The following is a 16,464-nucleotide window of genomic DNA, read 5'->3' as shown; positions in this document are numbered from 1 at the left end:
CTCCGGACGCCTGCCCTAGGAGTTGGACCAGTCGAACTCGTAGAGGATCCAGTTGGTGTCCTGGAAGGACAGGTCCAACCCCTCGGCCTCGATCGTGATCGGGGCCTTGACCAGGCCGCTGACCTGGAACGTCGAGCCGAGGATCTCCCACGGCAGCCCGCCGTAGGCCCCGGAGTAGATGTTGGCGAGCTCGCCGATCTGCTCGTCGGTCGTCTCCGGCGTGACGACGAAGACGGCACGGCCGTTCCCGTCGTGGATGGCCTTCGGCCAGTCGAGGAGGGCGACCGCGGTGACCCCGCTCAGGTCGACGTCGCCGGAACGGCCCTCGCTTATGACGTTGGCGACCATCGCCTTGCAGCTGTTGTCCGAGGAGCTGGGGAAGCCGCTGGAGTTGCAGGTGCAACCGGGCTTGCAGTTGCAGAACTCGTATCCGACGCCGCGCAGCCGGTAGCTGGTCCGGTTGGCGCTGTCCGGCACGGTGGCGGTCATGGTGGTGCCTCTCAGGCGGTGGTGAGGGTGGACAGGAGGTGCGGTGCGACGAGCAGGAGCAGTCCTCCCGCGGCGAGCAGGAGGGCCGCCGGCCGGACGACGCGCTCGCCGAACGGCAGGACCTTCTCCGCGAAGATCAACCCGGCCACGCCCGCCATCCCCAGCGGCTCCATCACCCCGACCGCGACCAGGACGAGCATGAAGGCCCAGCAGCAGCCCACGCAGTACGCGGCATGACCGGCTCCCAGCCGCACCGCGGTGAGCGGGTTGCGCAGGTTCCCGCGAGCCCGCATGAACATCCCCAGCGGCGTACGGCACCGGGACAGGCAGACGTCCTTGAGCGGGCTGAGCTGGTGCGCGGCGGCCACCAGCAGCGCCGCCCCGGCGACGCGGCCGGCCCAGGCCTCGCCGTCCATGACGGCCGGTGAGACCACCCGCCACGCCAGGTACGCCGGTACCCCGAGGGAGGTCCACACCAGGAGGTAACCGGCGAGGAAGAACGGCGTCGGTGCCGCGGTGCGCGCGCTCGCCCGCGCGTACAGCCGGACGGCGGGCAGCACCGCCGGCAGCATCATCGCGGCCATCATCGCCAGCCAAGCGAGCAGGAAGCCGGCCAGCACAGCGTCCATGGCCATGTCCGACCGGAGCATGAACCACCAACAGGCGGCGGCGACCGCCGGCAGGACGGCGATGAGGAGCCGGTCCTGCGCGAGACGGCCGGTGCGGCCCGGTGTCGGCGGTGCGGGGTTCGTGGTCACCCCGGGCTCGGGGATCGAACGCTAGCCCCGTCCCCGGTAGCCCGACAAGGCCGCCTCCTGCGGGGTCGTCGCCCCGGCCCACATCCGCGTCGCCCCGGCCCACATCCGCGAGGAGCGCGGGACCACCACACCTCCGTTCCCGGGACCCTCCGCCTCGGGGTCGGCCACCGACCGGGGTGTGGGTCTCCTGTGCCCGAGGGCCGCGTCGGGGCGTCGGACCGGCCCGGGGACCGGGAGAGGCGAGCCCGGGGGTGCGCCATCAGGGACCCGAACCCCGAACCCGCTGGTCAAGAAATCGCACAAGCCGATCGCCGTTGAATGTTGACAGAACGAGAGGGCTGCTACGACTGCGCGCCCTCCCGGCCACGACCAGCTCGGAGGACCCCGCCCTGCTGTTCGACTTCGCGCTCACCGTGCTGGGGTGGGCCACGCCGGGCGACTTCTCAGCACCCGTGCAGTGACTTCACAGCCCGTCGGTGATCGGCGCCTGGCCACATCACCGGCGGGCTCGAGTACTCGATGAGAACCGCCCGCTGGGCCGGCGGCTGTGAACAGCTGCGACTGTGCGCTGACTGCCACCTGCCCCCTCGAGCAGCGGCATGGACCGCAGCTCCTGCGTGAGCTGGCGGACGAGGAACCGGACCGCGTCGACGGGGTGATCGGACGGAGGCGCTGCCCGGGCTCCTGTGCCTTCGAGGGGGGCCGCCGGTGCAGCTGCAGCTGCCCCGGTAGCTGCGGCGTGCCGCCGGGAATCGTCACCCGGCGGCAGCGCGTCCTGATGCCGCTGTCAGGTGCGGGCGCGTCGTACGCCGCTGGCGACCGCGACGCCCACCCCGACGGCGGCGGCCACCGGCCACTCGAGGATGCCGAAGGCGGCCAGGCCGACCAGGGCGCCGCCGTACAGCACGGCATCGGGTCGGCGGACGGCGGAGACGACGTCGTCGACCACGGCGACGGTCGCGGTCGCCGGCAGCGTGACGACCGTCCGCGCCGAGTGGGCGACACCCGACCCGAGGGCGGCGACCTTCTCGACTGTGGCGCGCGCCATCCGCTGGGCCTGCTCGGCGACCTGGTCCGTGGTCGGGGTCGCGCCGGGGGTGCTCGTGGCAGCAGCGGTGGCCGGCCGCTGGGTCGTGGCGGTGCCGGTCCGACCGGCCGGCCCGCTGCGGGCCGCCGGTTGCCTGCCGGTGGCCTGCTCGGGGCCCACGGGGGCGCCGGCCACGTACGTGAGGGCGGAACCGGTCGGCCGCTGTCTCGTGGCGGTTCCGGTCCCAGCGGCTGCTCCGCTGCGAGCCCTCTCCCCGCCGGTCGTCCGCTGCCCGCCCTGGGTCTCGCCGGGCGTGCTCGTGAGGGCGGAACCGGCTGGTCGGTCGGTGGCGGTCCCGGTCGTCGCGGTGTTGGTCTTGGGGGTGCCCGTAGTGGTGGTGCGGCGGGCTGCGGTCGGCATGGTCGCCTCCTCGGCGCGGGGAGATGAACCGAGCATGGACGCCCGGCCGCGACCGTGTGAACCCATTCGTGTGTGCCGCCACCGGACGCCCCGAGGCGGTGCCGTGGCTGCTCCACGCGGCGTCGTGCCCCGCGGCGGATGAGCTGGTCAGGTTGCCGCGCGGAGGCGCTGCTGGGTGCGGTGGACCGCGGCGCGGATGGCCGGGGCCCGCTGTGAGTGAGCCCTCGCGTTCGGGCTGTCCGGGCCGTGCCGGCGCAGCATGTCGGCAAGTCGGTCCTCGACCTCCATGACCTCGCCGTCGGGGCCGGTGGTCTGATCGGCGAAGGTCAGCGCGTCGGCCAGCGGGCCCCAGGCGTAGCGGACGGCCGGGAAGCACGTCATCTGGTCGGCGAACCCGCGCACCGCGGCGACCAACCCGGCGGCCGAGTGGTGGGCCACCAACCCGGCGAACGGCTCTGGCCAGTGGTCCTCCTGCAGGTGCCAGGCGCCGTCGAGCGGGTGGAACCCCGAGCGTCGTAGCGGTGCGGCGTAGCCGATGTCGTGCAGCCACGCGGCTGCCAGGAGCACCGGCCGGTCCTCCGCCGGCACCGCGGCCGTGGCGGCGGCGGCGGCGCGAGCGACGCCCTGGGTGTGCCGCCATCGGCCGTCCAGGCGACCGAGCAGATCGTGGGCGAGGTCGCGGGCGGCCGCGATGAGGGGATGGGCGGTGGCCGCATCGTGCAGCCCCCGCTGTCGGAGGTCGGGCACGTGCGGACGCTACGCCGTCGAGATACGCCTCCGCGTGACGCACCCCACTGTTGCGGGGCGGACACCCCCGCGCCTCGTTGGCTGTCAGTGACGAGTCCGGAGCTGAGGGCCAGAGACCGCGCTGAGGTTGCCGGGGCGTCGTGCAGCCCGCTCAACGGGTCAGCTCCTGCCGTGTGGGCACACCGATGCGGCCGGCCGCGTCGGGCGGCAACCACACCGGCGAGGTGACGTTCACCAGACGTTGCTCGACCTCGACCTGTGGCCGCGAAGTCGCAGGGAGCCCAGCGAGCCCCTACTACGCCCTGGCAGTCAGGGATTCCAGGTCAGTCACCAACCCCGCCCTGTGCGCGAGGACGTGTCGCTCGAGATGGTCCGTCGGCAGCTGTTCGGCGGCGGCTCGCGCGCCGGGCACCGTCCCCCCGTATCCGGTTCACCTGCAGCACGGACGCTGGGTCGGTCCACACACGGACCCACCCTGGAGGACACCGATGACCAGTTCCACGACCAACGAGTCCACCGCGCAGACCTCGGGGGCGAAGAACCGCCGCGACAACGGGCAGGAGCGCGCCGAGGATCCCAACGGCAGTCAGGCTGCTTCGGCACCGGCTGAGCTCGCCGATCTGGCGCGCGCGCAGGGGGACCTGACGCAGGAGGTCCGCCTGCACGTCGCACGACAACTCGTCGAGAACGAGTCGGACGGTGGCGACGAGGCCCGCGTCGGAAGGATGCTCACCGACGCCCGGTCCGAGCTGCAGGAGCAGCTGGCCCGTGAGCAGCAGGAGCGGGCGCGTCGTCAGCTGGCCGACGCCGCGCGCAACAGCGAGGACGCCGTGGCCGGCGTCGTGCACAGCGTCACCACGATCCTCCGCAGCATCATCCCGGCGGCACTGGTGCGGCCCGAGGACGTGATCGAGGCGACGTACTCCCTCGCCGACCAGGGGCTGCGGGTCAGCCGGCGCCTCGCTCTCACGGTCAGCGGCAGTGCTCGGGAGCTGGTCCCGCTCCGCTGAGACTCGTGGCCGGCGGCAGTGTCGACCCGGCCTGCCGCCGGCCATGAGACCAGGGACATGCTCGGGAGCGATCCCTTCTCACGACTGAGCGCATGGCGTCGGTGGGTTCTCGACCCGTGCGGCTACATCGAGCACCGGCGCCTCACCGGGCGGTGGCGTGCGCTCCATCGCCTGGGTGCGGGAGATCGCGACCGAGAGTCCGGCTGCGCGCAGCCGGGCGGCTGCCACCCGCAGGGGCCGGTCGACCTCGGCAACTGCACCCGCGATGCCGGCCGCACGGTCGGCGACGCCCTGGGGTGCCGCCATCGTCGGTGCATGTCAGCAGGAGCCGCGCAGCGGTCGGCGAGCGGCGTCGAGGAGGGATCGCCCGCGTGCGGCCCCGATCCCGGCACTCGGTGGACCCCACTGCCGGCTCGTGTGCACCCCGACGACGGGAGTGCGCTCGCACGGTGAGCCGACACCTCCCGGAGGACACCGGTCCGGGGATGGCCTGTCGTTCACCGACACGACACCCCATGGACGACCTCCGGCTGTCTTCCGGGTCGACAGTCGAGGCTCCGGACCAATCGGGAGGAACACCGTGTCGGAGATCCTGCTCTCTGTCCTGGCCGAGGCGTTGGGTGCTGTCCTGTTGGGCCTGGTGCTGACTGCCATCCGGCGCGCGATGGGCGCCGCCCAGGCCTGACACCCCCAGTTGCCGCCGCTCGACGGTGGCAGGATCGTCACCCTCTGCGGCCGCGACCCGGCGGCTGCCCGTCGAGCGGCGCGGGCGCCGGTCACCGACGTTCCACGCGGCCGGGAGGAGGCCGGTGTGACGACGGTGCTCGAGTTGGCGCCTGCGCTGGTGCGCGGATCCTGGCGACTCACGCGAGCAGCGGCGGCCGTGCCGGTGCGGGTCGCTCGGGAGGCCACCGCGCTGCCGACAGCCGTTCGTGCGGCCACGTCCGCCGGTGCTGCTGGGGGCACCGACCGGACCGTCTGGGCGGTGGGGGATCGGGCGCTGTTGGAGGTCCGGGGTCTCGACCGTGCCGGCGTGGAGCGCGGGGTCGCGGCCGCAGCGGTGCAGGAGACGGTCGCCGCACACGACGGGGTCGTCCGCGCGCTCGTGGACCCGACGACGTCCGTGCTGGCCGTGCGCTACGACCGCGAGAGGTGCACCCTCGCGGAGGTCGCACGGGTGGTGAGCGCGGCAGAGGAGCGGGTGCTCGCCGCGCCGCAGACCCATCCCACTGCCTCGTCGGACGAGCCGGGAGCCGCGGGCGACGGAGCCCGCAAGCACCCCCGGTCCGAGCCAGCGCTGCCGGGCGCCCCGGACGTCGAGGTACCGCTCGTGGCCGACCTCGTGGCACTGGCTGCGGTGGCCGTCGCGCGCCTGGCGCGGGTCCCGGGCCTGCCGACCGGGGCCGCCGGATTGGTCGCGCTCGTCGACCAGCAGCCGTGGCTGCGCCAACAGCTCGTCGACCGTCTCGGGGATGCCGGTGCCGACCGAGCCCTGGCCCTCGCCGGGGTCGTCGCCAGCGGGCTGACGCTCAGCGCGCCCGCCCTCCTCGTCGACGTCGCCCAGCGCAGCCAGACCCTCCGCGCGGAGCGCGCCCGACGCGCGACCTGGGCGGATCGCGAGCCGGACCTCCTCGGCCGGCACCGTCCGCCGCGTCCTGGAGCGGAGGCGGCCGAGGCGCGGCCCGTGCCGCTGCCTCCCGGCCCGGTCGAGCGCCTCACCCAGCGCGCCGCCACCGGCTCCCTGCTGGCAGCCGGTGGGGTGCTGGCGGCCACGCGCAGTCCCGACCTCGCCGGCCGAGCGCTCCTCGCCGGCGTCCCCCGATCGGCCCATGCAGCGCGGGAGGCCTTTGCCGATCAACTCGGAGTCGAGTTGAGCTCCCGCGGGATCCTGGTCGTCGCCCCGCAGGCGCTGCGCCGACTGGACAGGGTGACCTGCGTGGTCGTGCAGAGCACGCTCCTGCACGGCGCACGTCCGCTGGTGGTGGAGGCACGGTCGACGGTCGACGACTGGACGACGGAGCGGGTCTGGCGGCACGCTCAGCGGCTCCTCCACGCTGACGCCGGGCCGGATCGGCGGCCTCGCAACGAGGTGCTCGTACCGCTCGAGGACGCACCGGGGGCGGCGTCTGCGGCCGGCGGTGGTGCGGTGGCGCTCCGGGCGCTGAGCGTGCACGGCCGGACGGTGGGGGAGGTCCTGGTCGGCCGCGAGCTCGACCCGCTCACCGACGCGGTGCTGGCGGCGGTCCGGGACGCGGGCCTGCGGCTGGTCCTGACCGAGGACCCCGCGGCCGCACACCTGGCCAGCCGGGCGGACCAGGTCCTGCGGGACGGAACGGGGAACGCGACGTGGTTGCGCCGGGAGGTGTGTCGACTGCAGACCGATGGCGAGGTCGTCGTCGTGGTCGGCACGGACCGGGCGGCCCTGGGTGCGGCGGATGTGGGCATCGGCCTGGTGCCGGCGGCCGGTCCGGTGCCGTGGGGCGCCGATCTGCTCATCGGCCCGGGGCTGGAGGAGATGCCTCGGCTGCTGGCCGCCGCATCCGCCGCGCGCGAGGTGAGCGAGCGCGGGGTACGCGTGGCGGCCGGGGCGACCTTCCTCAGCGGCCTCCTCCTCGCCGTCGGCCGCCGCGGGCGGGACGGCCGTGCCGTCTGGCCGGTGACGCTGGCGGCAGCCGGCGCGATGCTCTCCGGCGTGCAGGGCGCCCGGTCGGTCGCCCGGATGCCTGATCCCATCCCGGTGTGGCACACCCCCTGGCACGCGCTGGAGCCCGAGGAGGTGCTCGACCGCCTGCCCGAACCGGACACCGGGGTGGTCACCGCGGGCGATGACGAGCACGATGGGTCGCCGGTCCGCCGCTCGGCGCGGTCGCTCGTCGCGCTGGTGGCCAACATCCGGGCAGAGTTGGCCGATCCGCTGACCCCGGTGCTGGCCACCGGGGCCGCGGCGTCGGCGGTCATCGGCTCACCGAGCGACGCGCTCCTCGTCTCCGGTGTGCTCACCGGCAGCGCGGCGATCAGTGGCGCACAACGGATGCGCGCCGACCGTGCGCTGCGCGAGCTCCTCCAGGGGCAGCGGCTCTCCGCCCGGGTCGTGGCGCGGGTCGGGGGCGGGGCGCCACAGCGCCTGCCGGCCACGGCTCTGCGCGCGGGCCACGTCATCGACCTGCAGGCCGGGGATGTCGTCCCGGCCGACGCCAGGCTGCTGGCCGTACAGGACCTGGAGGTGGACGAGGCCACGCTGACCGGGGAGTCCACCGCGGTCGGCAAGCAGGTGGGGGCCACCCCGGGCGCGGAGCTGCCGGACCGGGCCTGCATGGTCTACGAGGGCACCACCGTGGTCGCGGGGACCGGGCGCGCTCTGGTGGTGGCCGTGGGCGCCGCCACCGAGGCCGGTCGGGCGCTGGCCCTGGCTGGTCGTGCGGCGGGGCCGGAGGGCATCCAGAGCCGGCTGGAGGAGCTGACCAGCCGGGGGCTGCCGGTCACCCTGCTGGGCGGCGCGGCGGTCACGGCTCTGGCGCTGCTCCGGAGGAGCCCGCTGCGCACCGCCGTGGCCTCCGGCGTCGGCGTCGCCGTCGCCGCCGTCCCGGAGGGGCTGCCGCTCATGGCCACGGTCGCCCAGCTCGGTGCGGCGAGGAGGCTCTCCGGACGGGGCGTGCTCGTGCGGGCGTCGCGGACGGTGGAGGCACTCGGCCGGGTCGACACGGTCTGCTTCGACAAGACCGGCACGCTCACCGAGGGCCGGCTCCGCCTGGTCCGGGTGGCGGGGTTCGACGGTGAGTGGGCGCCGGAGGACCCGCGAGCGCGCCGTGTGCTGCGCGCGGCCGCGCAGGCCGGGCCGCAGGCCAACGGCCAGCCGCTGGCCCACGCCACCGACCAGGCGGTGCTCGACTCGGCCCGCGCCGTCCTCGGCGACGACCTCGACCGGGCCTGGGAGGAACTGGTCGAGGTGCCGTTCCACAGCGAGCGCGGGTTCTCGGCCGTTCTCGGCCGGACGTCGCGCAAGGCCCGTCTCGTGCTCAAGGGCGCTCCCGAGGTGCTGTTGCCCCGATGCGGCTACGTCCGTGACAACGACGGGAAGCGGCCGCTGGACCGCTCCGAGCGGGAGTGCGCCGCCGCGACCGTGCACTCCCTGGCCGTCCAGGGGTTGCGTGTCCTGGCCGTGGCCCGCCGCAACGCGAACGGCGTGGTCGAGGGCGCATTGAGCGCCGACCACGTCTCCGCGATCGGTGACCTGACCCTCCTGGGGTTCATCGGCATCGCCGACACCCCGCGGCCCCAGGCGGCGGACACCGTCGCCGGCCTCCGCGAGGTCGGCCTTCAAGCCGTGATGATCACCGGCGACCACCCGGTCACCGCACGCGCCGTCGCCCAGGGCCTGGGCATCCCCGCCGACGGGCTGGTCACCGGACCCGACCTGGTGGACCTCGAGGAACCGGAGCGGGTGCGCCGCGTCGCCCGCGCGTCGGTCTTCGCCCGGGTGTCCCCGGAGCAGAAGCTGCAGGTCGTCGACGCGCTACGGAAGAGCGGCCGGGTCGTGGCGATGGTGGGCGACGGCGCCAACGACGCCGCGGCGATCCGGATGGCCGACGTGGGCATCGGCATGGAGGCGAAGGGGTCCACCTCGGCCCGCAGCGCAGCTGACCTCGTCCTCACCGAGCCGGACGTCAGCCTGCTTCTCGACGCACTCGTCGAGGGACGGGCGATGTGGCGACGGGTCCGGGACGGGGTGGCGGTCCTGCTCGGCGGGAACGCCGGCGAGATCCTCTTCACCCTCCTCGGCACCGCGCTGGCCGGCCGGGCGCCGATCAGCACGCGCCAGTTCCTGGTGGTGAACATGTTCACCGACCTGCTCCCGTCGATGGCGCTGGCGCTGGCGCCGACACCCAGGGAGGCCGGGGACCGACGGACCCTGCTGGCCGCCGAGCCGCCGTCGCTGGGGGCGCCGCTGCTGCGCGACATCGGGCTCCGCGGCACCGTCACCAGCGCCGGCGCGTTGGCGGCCTGGCTCATCGCCCGCCGCACCGGGACCGGGCGGCGAGCCAGCACGGTCGCCCTGGCCACCCTGGTCGGGGCCGAGCTGGGGCAGACCCTGCTGCTGGGCGGCCGCAACCCGCTCGTCCTGGCCACCGGCCTCGGATCGGCGGGAGTCCTGGCGGCCACCATCCAGCTGCCGGGGGCCAGCCAGCTGTTCGGCTGCACGCCGCTCGGCCCCCTGTCCTGGGCCATCGTCCTGGCGTGCTCGACCGCGGCCACGGTCACGTCGGCCGTCCTACCGAGGCTCTTCCCAGCCCTCCTCGCCGGACAGGAGCCCCACACCGACGCCATCCCGAACTGGGAGCAGGACAGCGGATCGGTCGCCGCTTGACGGGACCGGTAGCCAGTCCGCGGCGGATACCACAGCTGCTCCGGGCCCCGCCCCCGACACCACCGATCTCGTCCGGACGGCAGGGCGCATGGCCATCCTGCGGGTGGAGGAGGTCGAGGCGGTGGCCGACGACACCGCGTCCACGGCACGCCGTCCGGACGCCGTCATGCACTGGGGCGGCCTCGCCGGACGGGCCGCGCTCGACATCCTCGAGTGACCGGCTGCCGCGGCCGTCGGAGTCGCCGTCGGTCGCCGCCGAGCGCACCCTCACCGGACCACCACCTGACCCACCGCCTGAAGTCGCACCGCGAGCCGGGCTTCGTGCCCGATCGGCAGCACGGACGGCTCGACCGTGAGAACGCGCGGCAGCCCTGATCTGCCCACGCCTCGAACGGACGGAGAGACATGTCGCGGCACGCCGAAGACGAGCTACGGGCCCTCGAAGAGGTACTTCGCCGGCTGACGGACCGGTTCCCGGAGGTGCCGGCCGAGGTCGTGTCCGGGATCGTGTGGGCAGAGAGGCAGCGGCTGGACGGCCGGCCGATCCGCGAGTTCATGCCGTTGCTCGTCGAACGGGCCTCGGCCGACCAGCTCCGGAGAAGAACCGTCGACGACCAGGCGGGCTGACCGCCGCGGACAGGCGCTCAGGGACGGCGTTCCCCGCTGGGTCGCCGCCATTTCGCGACAGGTTCAGCCGACCGCTGCCCGTAGTCCGGCGGGGGGGCACCCGGGTGCGGGCACGCTGCCTGCGTGCGCGCGGCGATCATCAGCGAGTCCTTCCTCCCGCAGGTCAACGGCGTCACCAACTCCGTCCTGCGGGTCTGCGAGCAGCTCACCCGGCACGGTCACGACGTCCTGGTCATCGCCCCCGGCCCCGGCCCGGCGGAGTGGTGCGGCGTGCCCGTCGTCCGGACGTCGGCCTGCCCGGTGCCGGGGTACCGGGACTTCCGGGTGGCGCTGCCCTTCCCGGCCATGACTGCGACCCTGCACCGGTTCGGTCCGGACGTCGTGCACCTGGCGTCCCCGGCCGTGCTGGGCGCGCAGGGCGCGACCGCGGCCGCGGAGCTCGGCATCCCGTGCGTGGCGGTGTACCAGACCGACCTGGCCGCCTACGCCGGCCGCTATCGGCTGGGGCTGGCCGAGTCGATGGTGTGGCGCCGGCTGGTCAGGGTGCACGCGGCCGCGGCGCGGACCCTGGCCCCCAGCCGGGCCGCGGTCCGCCAGCTCCAGGCCCACGGGATCGAACGCGTCGTCCGCTGGGGCCGGGGGGTGGATGTGGAGCGCTTCCGGCCGGACCGGCGCGAGGAGTCCCTACGGGAGGCGTGGGGGTCCGGCGGGCAGCTGGTCGTCGGCTACGTGGGTCGGCTGGCGCACGAGAAGGACCTGGGCCTGCTCACCGCCGTCCAGGACCTCCCCGGCGTCCGGCTCGTCGTGGTCGGGGACGGCCCGCAGCGGCGCCAGCTGGAGCGCCAGCTGCACCGGGCCCTGTTCACGGGGGTGCTGACCGGCGACCGTCTCGCCGCGGCGTACGCCTCCCTCGACGTCTTCACGCACACCGGCCCGCACGAGACGTTCTGCCAGGCCGCCCAGGAGGCTCTGGCCAGCGGGATCCCGGTCGTGGCGCCCGCCGCCGGCGGTCTGCTCGACCTGGTGTGGCCCGGAGAGAACGGGCTGCTGTTCGCACCGGGTTCCGCAGGGGAGCTGGCCGAGTGCGTGCGCACCCTGCAGCAGCAGCCCGCGCTCCGCCGGCGCATGGGAGAGGAGGCCCGGCGCTCTGTCGAAGGACGCACCTGGGAGGCCGTCGGGCAGGAGCTCGTCGCGCACTACCGCGACGTCATCGCCGAGGCGCAGAGCCCGCACGACCGGGCCGCGGCGTGAGGATCGTCCAGGTGGCCAACTTCGTGTCCCCGACGTCGGGCGGTCTGCGCACCACGCTGCGCCACCTGGCCGAGGGATACGCCGACCACGGCCACGAGGTCGTGCAGGTCATACCGGGGGCCATCGACGACGCGGTCGGGACCCCCTGGGGCCGGCAGGTCGTGCTGCGGTCGCCCGCTCTCGGGTCCACGGGGTACCGCCTCCTGCTCGACCGCAGCGGTCTGCGGCGGGCACTCGACCGGCTCGCGCCGGACGCCCTGGAGGTGCACGACCGGACGACGCTGCGCGGCCTGGGACGGTGGAGCCGCGCCCGCGGGGTGCCGTCGCTCGTCGTCAGCCACGAGCGGCTGGACCGCTGGCTCGGCCAGTGGCTGCCCGCCCGGCTGCCCCTGACCGTGCTGGCGGACCGCTCCAACGCCGCCCTCGCCCGGCACTTCGACACCGTCGTGTGCACCACGGACTGGGCCGCGGAGGAGTTCCGGCGGCTGCAGGTGCCGAACCTCGCGCTGGTCCCGCTCGCCGTCGACACCGCCGCCTTCCGCGCCCGCACCGACCGGCGTGTGGACGACGGGACGGCCGCGTCACGGAGCGACGTGCTGCTGGTCCTGGCCAGCCGCCTCTCCCGCGAGAAGCACCCCGAGGCGGCGCTCTCCACCCTGCGTGAACTGCTTCGTCGTGGGGTGGCCGCCCGGTTGGTCGTCGCCGGCGACGGCCCGCTCCGGCCGCGACTGCAGGCGGCTGCGCGGGACCTGCCGGTGGAGTGGCTCGGTTTCGTCGCCGACCGAGCCCGCTTGGCGGGCCTGCTCGCCGACGCCGACGTCGTCCTCGCTCCGGGGCCGATCGAGACCTTCGGCCTGGCCGCACTGGAGGCCCTCGCCTGCGGGACCTCGGTCGTGGCGGACGCGCGATCGGCGCTCCCGGGCGTTCTCGGGCCGCACGCCGGCCGGCCGGCCGCCGGTGACGGCGCTGCGTTCGCCGACGCGGTGCAAGACCTGCTGGCCATTCCGGAGGCGCACCGCCGGCGCGCCGCCCGCGCCCGGGCCGAGGAGTTCTCCTGGGCGGACACCGTGCGCGGCTTCCTCCACGTGCACGAGTTCGGAAGGCCGTGCGCGGCGTGACCCTCGTCGTCGCCCTGGGGGACAGCGTCACCTGCGGTGAGGGGGTGGGCGTCCGGGTCGATCCCGAGAACACCTGGGTCGCGCTGCTGGCCCGCGCCCTCCCCGCCGGGCGACTCGTGCGGCTGGCCGTGCCCGGTGCCCGGGTCGCCGACGTCCGCACCGATCAGCTCCCCCTGGTGCCGGGTGGCGTCGACGTCGCCACGTTGCTGGTCGGGCTGAACGACGTCGCCCGGTCCGGCTTCGACGCGGCGACGGTCGGTGCGGACCTCCTCGACACCGTGGCCGCGCTGCGCAGCCGGGCCAACGACGTCCTGCTCGGACGCCTGCACGACGCGGCGGCGCTGTTGCCTCTCCCTGCCCGGGTGGCGCGAGCCACCCGACGGAGGATCGAGCAGGTGAACACCGCCGTCGACGAGGCGGCCCGCTGGCCGGGTGTGCGCGTGCTCGCCCTCCGCGTGGTCCCGGCGCTCGGCCGGCCGGGCGGTTGGTCGGTCGACCGCATCCACCCCAGCCCGGCCGGACACCACGGGATGGCCGCCGCCGCGATCGAGGCCCTGGGTGCCGCCGGCCGTCATCCCGTGACACCCGTCGGCGAGGTGGTCGTGCCGCGCGGCTCCTCGCGGAGCGCTCGCGGCTGGTGGGCAGTCCGGCACGGCCTGCCCTACGCGGCCGGACACCTCCGCGAGATCGGCGCCCCCATCGCGTCAGCGGGGCTCGGTCGCCGCTGACCCGACCCAGGACTGCCCCGCCAACCACCGCTCCGTGACCGCCCGACCTGCGCGCAGCAGATCCTCAGACCGGCTCACGTCACGCGGCCCGGTCGGCAGCACCTCCAGCAGCCCGGCCGCCCACGCATCGGCGACGTGCGGGACGACGTGCACCCGGGGGTCGTCCAGGGCCTCGCGCACGGCGCCGCGGTTGGCCGCGGCACGCGCCACGGTGAAGGCCCGCAGCACGGTGTCCAGCGCGCCGAAGCCGCTCTCCACCGGCGGCACGTAGGGCGGCAGGCCCGGCTCGACCGGCACTCCGCAGACCTGGCCGGCCAGGACGTCGGACGCGGCGGCACAGACGTCCACCCGCCCGGTGACCGGCGCCAGGCCGCAGTCGAGGACGAGGATGCGGTCCTCCGGCGCCGCCATCTGCAGCGCGGCGCTGATCGGGACGCCGTCGAGGATGCCGCCGTCGACGTGCAGATGACCGTCCGCAAGCCGGACCGGCCGGAAGATCCCCGGCAGTGCGCAGCTCGCCAGCACCACGTCGGTGAGGCCGCCCTCGTCGTGGTGCCGTGCGGCACCGCAGTCCAGGCACGTCGTCGTCACGGTGACCGGCACGGCCAGCTCCGAGAGGTCCTCCGCCTGGACGTGACGCTCGATCAGGCGCCGAAGGGGCCCGGTGTCCACCAGGGCGCCGCCACGTCGCACGGAGCCCGTCAGGCCACGCAGCCGCGGGAGCCAGCCGGGGCGGAGCACCCCCATCATCGAGGGTTCCCCCCACCACCGGGCCAGCTCCCGCCCCTGGTCGAGGTCCGGACGCATCGCCAGGAAGGCCGCGTTCAACGCCCCGACGGAGCTGCCGTGCAGCAGGTCCGCCTGCAGCCCGGCTTCGAACAGGGCCAGCAGCGCCCCCGCCTGGAAGGCGCCCATCGCGGCACCACCGCCGAGGACCAGGTGGGTGCGCGGGGACATCCCGTCATGTTGCCCCACGCGGGAGATCCGAGCGCAGGGCCGCGGAAGCCACTCCGCGACGTGTCACCGAGGACCGCGTTGGCCGGCGGCGACGACCATCGAGGCCCGGCCGCAGCCGGTGGGCAGCAGCTGAACTGCCAGATCCCGAGTCACGCAGCCGACCCGAGCTCGTGGTCATGACGCCGGTGGCCCTGGCTCTGTGCGTGCTTGGCCCGGTCCTCGCACCGGATGACGGGGCCGCAGCTCAGGCCAGGGCTCAGAAGCAGGGGAGCGGCGGTCCGGCTGGGCTCCGCAACCGGGGTGCGGTCAAGCTCGTGCGTTGGCGTCGCGTTCGGCGACGAGGTGCGTGACCGGGATGCCGCAGCCCTTGCGCAGGCGGGCGGGCAGGTCCCGGCGCAGCCACTGGGACAGCCCCCGGGGCAGCGTGGAGACGAGGATCTCGTCGGCGGCGAAGTGGCCGAGCGCCACCCGTACGGCCTCGAGCGGATCCGGGTCGCCGACCTCGCCGTCGACCGTGGCACCCAGCGAGCGCAGGTGGTCGAGGGCACGGTCGAGGCGCTGCCGGGCCAGGGCGTACGTGCGGTCCGCCGGCGAGGCCCCCAGTTCGGCGTAGACACCGGGCGCGTCGATCTCGTCCCGTAGGGGTGTGGCCGGGGCGACGACGTAGAACTCGTGCGGTTGGGCAGCCATCCGCTGCTCGACGGCCTCGCTGAGCGTGTCGGTGGTGAGGGTCTGGTCGGCGACGATGAAGCAGCGGCGCATGGCCCGTGCTCCCGTGTGTCGGCGTGCCCGTGAGCGGCTCCGGTGTGACTGCGGTCCTGTCCCTCCTGTGGGGGTCGACACCCGGCAGCCGATGCCTGACCGAACGACGAGTTCCTGCCCGGTGCAGAGCTTCACGCGCGGGCCACGCGGGGCTCGGGTCGCCGTCACCGGCGCGGCATCCGGCGCCGACAGCGTGCGGCCATGCGCGTCATCGGCCATCGCGGCACGCCCATCCACCCCACTCACCCCGAGAACACGCTCGCCGCCGTCCGCACCGCCCTCCAGGCGGGCGTCGACGGCGTCGAGGTCGACGTCCGGGCCACCGAGGACGGCGTCCTCGTCCTCTCCCACGACGGCGACCTCGGGCGCGTCCTCGGCACCGGCGCCGGCACCGGACCGGTGGTCGCAGGGACGCCGCTGGCGGAGCTCCGCTCCGTCGGCCTGCCCGGCGGCAGCGGGGTCCCGACCCTCACCGAGGTGCTCGATCTCGCCGCCGTCCACGGAGCGCACGTGGTGACCGAGGTCAAGCCGGAGGCCGGCGGCCCCAACGCCCGGCGCACGGCCCGGTTGCTCGCCGCGCTGCTCGAGGACCGGCGCCGCCGGCGGCCCGGCACGGACCGGATCACGACGACGTCGTTCGACCTGGCCACTGCGGCGTCGCTCGCCGGGTGCGGCACCGTCTCCGGCGCGCTGATCGTGGCACCCGAGGTCGACCCGGACCGGGCCGCACTGCGGGCCCGGGCGCACGGGCTGACCGACGTCCACCTGCACGTCACCCACGTGCGGGACGACCCCGCCGTGGTCCACCGGGTACACGCCCGCGGCCTGCTGGTCGCCGTGGGGATCGTCGACGACCCGGACGAGGCCGAGGCGATCGCGGCCCTGGGCGTCGACCTGCTCTGCACCGACGACCCGGTCGGCCTGGGGCTCGCCCGGGCGGGTTCCACCTCCGCCGACGCTGCGGTCGTCGCCGGCTGACCCGGGACGCGGCTCAGGCCGCCCGCGTCACCTGGCTGCATCACCAGCCGCGGTTGCTCACTGACTGATCAGGTCGACCGCGCTCGTCAGGGGCCCACCGGTTCGGTGGGCCCCTGCTGGCCTTCGTGCTTCGCAGCGTCGGGGAGCTAGGTGTCGCGACCAGACAGGTTGTTCACGCTGCGACTCGGCTGATTGGTGGGCGGCCGCCCTGGGACTATTCCAGATGA

15 protein-coding genes are annotated in these 16,464 nt (G+C 75.0%); 8 read left to right on the top strand and 7 right to left on the bottom strand.

Translation table 11 applies throughout. The features are described 5' to 3' along the window. Positions 1-15: 15 nt before the first annotated feature. The 4 genes from ACWIX7_RS06225 to ACWIX7_RS06210 form a co-directional block, all read right to left on the bottom strand. Positions 16-489 (bottom strand): DUF1326 domain-containing protein, encoded by a 474-nt coding sequence (locus ACWIX7_RS06225; protein ID WP_448620682.1) that lies wholly within the window; start codon positions 487-489, stop codon positions 16-18. 11 nt (positions 490-500) lie between these two features. Continuing rightward, a complete protein-coding gene (locus tag ACWIX7_RS06220; protein ID WP_448620681.1) occupies positions 501-1,247 on the bottom strand; it encodes a DUF2182 domain-containing protein in 747 nt (248 codons plus the stop codon). A 787-nt stretch (positions 1,248-2,034) separates the two neighbouring features. Beyond that, positions 2,035-2,469 (bottom strand): hypothetical protein, encoded by a 435-nt coding sequence (locus ACWIX7_RS06215; protein ID WP_448620680.1) that lies wholly within the window; start codon positions 2,467-2,469, stop codon positions 2,035-2,037. Between the two features lie 372 nt (positions 2,470-2,841). After that, positions 2,842-3,441, bottom strand: coding sequence for a hypothetical protein (locus ACWIX7_RS06210; protein WP_448620679.1), 600 nt, complete (start codon positions 3,439-3,441; stop codon positions 2,842-2,844). Positions 3,442-3,929: 488 nt separating this feature from the next. Here ACWIX7_RS06210 and ACWIX7_RS06205 point away from each other — a divergent pair, with 488 nt between their 5' ends. Next, on the top strand, positions 3,930-4,451 hold the full coding sequence (locus ACWIX7_RS06205; RefSeq protein ID WP_448620678.1) for a hypothetical protein: 522 nt from the start codon (positions 3,930-3,932) through the stop codon (positions 4,449-4,451). A gap of 78 nt (positions 4,452-4,529) precedes the next feature. Here ACWIX7_RS06205 and ACWIX7_RS06200 read toward each other — a convergent pair whose 3' ends face one another. Continuing rightward, on the bottom strand, positions 4,530-4,757 hold the full coding sequence (locus tag ACWIX7_RS06200; RefSeq protein ID WP_448620677.1) for a hypothetical protein: 228 nt from the start codon (positions 4,755-4,757) through the stop codon (positions 4,530-4,532). Between the two features lie 727 nt (positions 4,758-5,484). Between ACWIX7_RS06200 and ACWIX7_RS06195 the strand changes: the two genes are divergently transcribed. From ACWIX7_RS06195 to ACWIX7_RS06170, 6 genes are all read left to right on the top strand, one after another. Continuing rightward, a complete protein-coding gene (locus ACWIX7_RS06195) occupies positions 5,485-9,816 on the top strand; it encodes an HAD-IC family P-type ATPase (RefSeq protein WP_448620676.1) in 4,332 nt (1,443 codons plus the stop codon). 88 nt (positions 9,817-9,904) lie between these two features. Beyond that, positions 9,905-10,033: a hypothetical protein gene (locus ACWIX7_RS06190; protein ID WP_448620675.1), complete on the top strand. Its 129-nt coding sequence runs from the start codon at positions 9,905-9,907 to the stop codon at positions 10,031-10,033. Positions 10,034-10,221: 188 nt separating this feature from the next. After that, positions 10,222-10,443: a three-helix bundle dimerization domain-containing protein gene (locus tag ACWIX7_RS06185; protein WP_448620674.1), complete on the top strand. Its 222-nt coding sequence runs from the start codon at positions 10,222-10,224 to the stop codon at positions 10,441-10,443. Between the two features lie 123 nt (positions 10,444-10,566). Beyond that, positions 10,567-11,694 carry a glycosyltransferase family 4 protein gene (locus ACWIX7_RS06180; protein ID WP_448620673.1) on the top strand — a complete coding sequence of 376 codons (1,128 nt, stop codon included), beginning with the start codon at positions 10,567-10,569 and terminating at the stop codon, positions 11,692-11,694. An 11-nt stretch (positions 11,695-11,705) separates the two neighbouring features. Further along, positions 11,706-12,812: a glycosyltransferase gene (locus tag ACWIX7_RS06175; RefSeq protein WP_448620672.1), complete on the top strand. Its 1,107-nt coding sequence runs from the start codon at positions 11,706-11,708 to the stop codon at positions 12,810-12,812. Further along, on the top strand, positions 12,809-13,540 hold the full coding sequence (locus tag ACWIX7_RS06170; protein WP_448620671.1) for a GDSL-type esterase/lipase family protein: 732 nt from the start codon (positions 12,809-12,811) through the stop codon (positions 13,538-13,540). Before ACWIX7_RS06175 ends, ACWIX7_RS06170 begins: the two co-directional genes overlap by 4 nt. On the opposite strand, the gene ACWIX7_RS06165 is transcribed toward ACWIX7_RS06170, so the two are convergent. Next, positions 13,517-14,497 carry a patatin-like phospholipase family protein gene (locus ACWIX7_RS06165; protein ID WP_448620670.1) on the bottom strand — a complete coding sequence of 327 codons (981 nt, stop codon included), beginning with the start codon at positions 14,495-14,497 and terminating at the stop codon, positions 13,517-13,519. The genes ACWIX7_RS06170 and ACWIX7_RS06165 overlap by 24 nt on opposite strands. A 306-nt stretch (positions 14,498-14,803) precedes the next feature. Next, the gene (locus ACWIX7_RS06160) at positions 14,804-15,259 is read right to left on the bottom strand and encodes a hypothetical protein (RefSeq protein ID WP_448620669.1); all 456 of its coding nucleotides are present in this window, start codon (positions 15,257-15,259) and stop codon (positions 14,804-14,806) included. A gap of 201 nt (positions 15,260-15,460) precedes the next feature. Between ACWIX7_RS06160 and ACWIX7_RS06155 the strand changes: the two genes are divergently transcribed. After that, positions 15,461-16,237 carry a glycerophosphodiester phosphodiesterase gene (locus tag ACWIX7_RS06155; RefSeq protein ID WP_448620668.1) on the top strand — a complete coding sequence of 259 codons (777 nt, stop codon included), beginning with the start codon at positions 15,461-15,463 and terminating at the stop codon, positions 16,235-16,237. Positions 16,238-16,464: the final 227 nt, after the last annotated feature.

It is taken from the genome of Geodermatophilus sp. URMC 65 (genome assembly GCF_053502545.1).
Note: the sequence above shows the minus strand (reverse complement) of the source record. Positions and strands in the feature narration are given on the sequence as shown.